The organism is Mesorhizobium sp. M2A.F.Ca.ET.037.01.1.1, assembly GCF_003998075.1.
GTDB lineage: Bacteria > Pseudomonadota > Alphaproteobacteria > Rhizobiales > Rhizobiaceae > Mesorhizobium.
This window is the reverse complement of record NZ_RZSA01000731.1, coordinates 1-3526: the sequence shown is the minus strand read 5'-3', so window position 1 is coordinate 3526 and position 3526 is coordinate 1. Positions and strand designations below refer to the sequence as shown.

Annotated in this window: 4 protein-coding genes; 1 reads left to right on the top strand and 3 read right to left on the bottom strand. The window is 64.6% G+C overall.

The genetic code is table 11. The annotated features are described in order from the left end of the window. The 3 genes from EOA27_RS27890 to EOA27_RS27880 form a co-directional block, all read right to left on the bottom strand. A partial coding sequence (locus tag EOA27_RS27890) for a DoxX family protein (RefSeq protein WP_145970569.1) occupies positions 1–289 on the bottom strand: 289 nt, incomplete at its 3' end. Positions 290–688: 399 nt separating this feature from the next. Beyond that, a complete protein-coding gene (gene fumC, locus EOA27_RS27885; RefSeq protein WP_126083210.1) occupies positions 689–2086 on the bottom strand; it encodes a class II fumarate hydratase in 1398 nt (465 codons plus the stop codon). 106 nt (positions 2087–2192) lie between these two features. Further along, on the bottom strand, positions 2193–2672 hold the full coding sequence (locus tag EOA27_RS27880; RefSeq protein WP_126083209.1) for a cupin domain-containing protein: 480 nt from the start codon (positions 2670–2672) through the stop codon (positions 2193–2195). Positions 2673–2778: 106 nt separating this feature from the next. Here EOA27_RS27880 and EOA27_RS27875 point away from each other — a divergent pair. Next, positions 2779–3526, top strand: a 748-nt coding sequence (locus EOA27_RS27875) for a LysR family transcriptional regulator (RefSeq protein ID WP_127257764.1), incomplete at its 3' end; no start/stop codon positions are given.

The window sequence follows — 3526 nt, the reverse complement described above, 5'->3', positions numbered from 1 at the left end:
GCCCGGTGGCGATCGTGAAGATGGCGAGCACCCAGGCGACGATGCGGGTCTGGAAGCCGATGAGGACGGCAAGGCCGCCGAGCAGTTCGATCAGGCCGACCAGGACGGCGGTTACGGTCGGCACCGGCAGGCCGAGAGCGCCGAAATAGCCGGCGGTGCCAGAAATGGCGGTGAGCTTGCCGAAGCCGGAAAGCAGGAAGATGACGGAAAGCAGTATGCGACCGAGCAGGATCGTGGTGGAGCTGTTGGATGCGGTGCCGTTGCCGGCGACGGAAGAGTTGATGGACATGGCGGTTCTCCGAACGGGTTGAATGACCCGTCAGATAAACGATGTAGACTGTTCACAAAAAGCCACCTATGCGGCGACACATTGTTCACAGGATATATGTTTTTTGGAATTGGCGCCCGCGTGCGAAAATCATGTCGCGAGATTAGGCTATCCCGGTAAATTCTGCTGCCGCAAAACGGAACCTTCGGTCCGAAGTTGGCGAGCGCTGGCTTCGGAGATTGCCGGGACGCTCGTCACGTCCTCATCCACGAGCGGAGCAAGGAGCGAAGCGACGCGCGCAGACCCATAGGATCCATGCCGTGACCTCAAAGCAGCCGCAAGCGGTCGGGGATACTTCGCCCTGGAATGACATCGCGAGGCCGCAGCAGCCTGTAACAGCCTCGCTCCGCGTCGCGAAAACTACCCCGGATGCGTCATGTCCTCGGGGCGCACCAGCCGATCATAGTCAGCCTCGCTGACCAGCCCCGTCGCCAGGGCCTCCTCACGCAAGGTCGTGCCGTTCTTGTGCGCGGTCTTGGCGATCTTGGCGGCGTTGTCGTAGCCGATGGTGGGGGCAAGCGCCGTCACCAGCATCAGCGAGCGCTCCAGCGCGGCCTTGATATTGTCCTCGCGAGCCTCGATGCCGACAACGCAATTGTCGGTAAAGGAGACGGAGGCGTCGGCGAGCAGCTGCACCGACTGCAGGAAGTTGTAGGCCATCAGTGGGTTGTAGACATTGAGCTCGAAATGGCCCTGGCTGCCGGCGAAGGTGAGCGCCGCATTGTTGCCGAACACCTGCACGCAGACCTGCGTCAACGCCTCGCACTGGGTCGGGTTGACCTTGCCTGGCATGATCGACGAGCCCGGCTCGTTTTCCGGCAGCGACAGCTCGCCGAGGCCCGAGCGCGGGCCGGAGCCGAGCAGGCGGATGTCGTTGGCGATCTTGAAGAGAGCCGCGGCCGCCGCGTTGATCGCGCCATGCGAGAACACCATGGAATCATGCGCCGCGAGCGCCTCGAACTTGTTCGGCGCGGTCACGAAGGCGATGCCGGTGATGGCGGCGATGCGGTCTGCCACCTTTTCCGCGAAGCCGACCGGCGCGTTGAGGCCGGTGCCGACGGCGGTGCCGCCTTGCGCCAGTTCCTGCAGGCCGGGCAGTGTCTGCTCGATGCGCTTGATCGAGGAGGCGACCTGCGCTGCATAGCCGGAAAATTCCTGGCCAAGGGTCAGCGGCGTGGCGTCCTGCGTGTGCGTGCGGCCGATCTTGATGATGTGGTTGAAGGCGCGCGCCTTGGCGTCGAGCGCCTTGTGCAGATGGTGCAGGGCAGGGATCAGGTGGTGCACGACCCGCTCGGCGCAGGCGATGTGCATGGCAGTCGGATAGGTGTCGTTGGACGACTGGCTCATGTTGACGTGATCGTTGGGGTGCACCGGCTTCTTCGAGCCCATGACGCCGCCGAGCATCTCGATCGCCCGGTTCGAGATCACCTCGTTGGCGTTCATGTTGGACTGCGTGCCCGAGCCGGTCTGCCACACCACCAGCGGGAAATGCTCGTCGAGCTTGCCGTCGATCACTTCCTGTGCGGCCTCCAGGATCGCCTTGCCGATCGCCGGATCGAGCCGCTTCATCTCCATGTTTACCTCGGCCGCGGCGCGCTTGACGATGCCGAGCGCGCGCACGATCGAGGCCGGCTGCTTCTCCCAGCCGATCTTGAAATTGCCCAGAGAGCGCTGCGCCTGCGCGCCCCAATAGCGGCCGGCCGCCACCTCGATGGGGCCGAACGTATCGGTTTCGGTTCTGGTCTTTTCAGCGCTCACGGGAACTCTCCGGCCTGTCGATTTGGGCAAGGGCGTATCGCGTTGCACAAACGGCATCAAGCGGAGATTGCGGGCGAGCAAGATGCAAATCGGTTGAAGGGAAGGCTCACCCCAGCGGCGGCCCGACAATGTCGATGCCGTTCTCGGCGCACAGCCTGGTCAGCATATCGATCTTCTGCGGCGTCGGCGTCGCCGCCGGCGGCAGGTCGGGCCGTTCAGCGGGGCGGCTTGCCTTGCGCACCATCGTCTCGAAATCCGGACCGCGCGTCACTGTGAGCGTATGCGCCCCTTCCGGAGACTCGACCCTGTAGGTGTGCGGCAGGCCTTTCGGCGCGAGCACCGTCTCGCCGGCGCCGGCGATCCGCTCACGGCCGTTGATGACGAAGCGTATCCGCCCTTCAAGGATATGAAACACCTCGTCCTCGTTGCGGTGCACGTGCAGCGGCGCGGAATCGCCATAGGGCTGGCGGTGTTCGATAACGCAGATCCCATCCTCGCCGTCGGCCGAACAGACCTGGATGGCGACAAGCGTGTTGTTGAACCAAAGGAGTTCCTTGCCTGCGATGCTGGTGTTGATCATTGTCATGATTGCTCTTTCTCTGTTGCGCGCCGGCGAAACGGCTTCGACAGCGACCTAACCTGGGATGGGCGGCCGACGGAAATCGAATGATCGTATGGGGCGGATCGATGCGATGAATTTGAATGCGCTCGACCTTAATCTGGTGAGGGTGCTCGACGCGCTTCTGCGCGAGAAGAGCGTGACGCGCGCCGGCGAGCAGATCGGCCTTAGCCAGCCGGCTGTCAGCGCGGCGCTCAACCGCCTGCGCCACGCGCTCAACGACCAGCTCTTCGTGCGCCGCGGCAACGACATGGTGCCGACGCCGCGCGCCGAGAGCCTGGCTGAGCCGGTGCGCGCGGCATTGCGCGAGATCGAGCGCGCCTTTCAGCCGGCAACCGATTTCGATCCGGCGAGGCTGGAACGGACCTTCACGCTTATGGGTGCCGATTTCTTCTCCATGCTCCTGATGCCGCCCTTTGCCGCCCGCATCGCGGCGGTGGCCCCCGGCGTATCGTTCCGCTTCCTCGACAGCGCCATTGGCGACGTGTCGAAGCTGCTGCAGGAGGATCGGATTGACCTTGCACTGGAGCGCCCGCTGGAGGTGGCGGAATGGGTCTCGAGCGTGGCGCTGTTCGGCTCGCCCTTCGCCATCATCGCCGCGAAGGACAATGCCGCGCTCTGCCAGGCGGGCATCGCGGAGGGCGAGGAGGTGCCGCTCGACTTTTTTTGCGCGCTGCCGCACGCGCTGCGCTCCATTGATGGCTCGATGTCGGGCTTCACCGACGATGCGCTGGGCAGGATCGGCCGAGCGCGCCGCGTCACGCTCGCTTTGCCGCACTTCCAGGCGGTGGCGCTGGCCGTGGCCGGCGCCACCGCCTGGA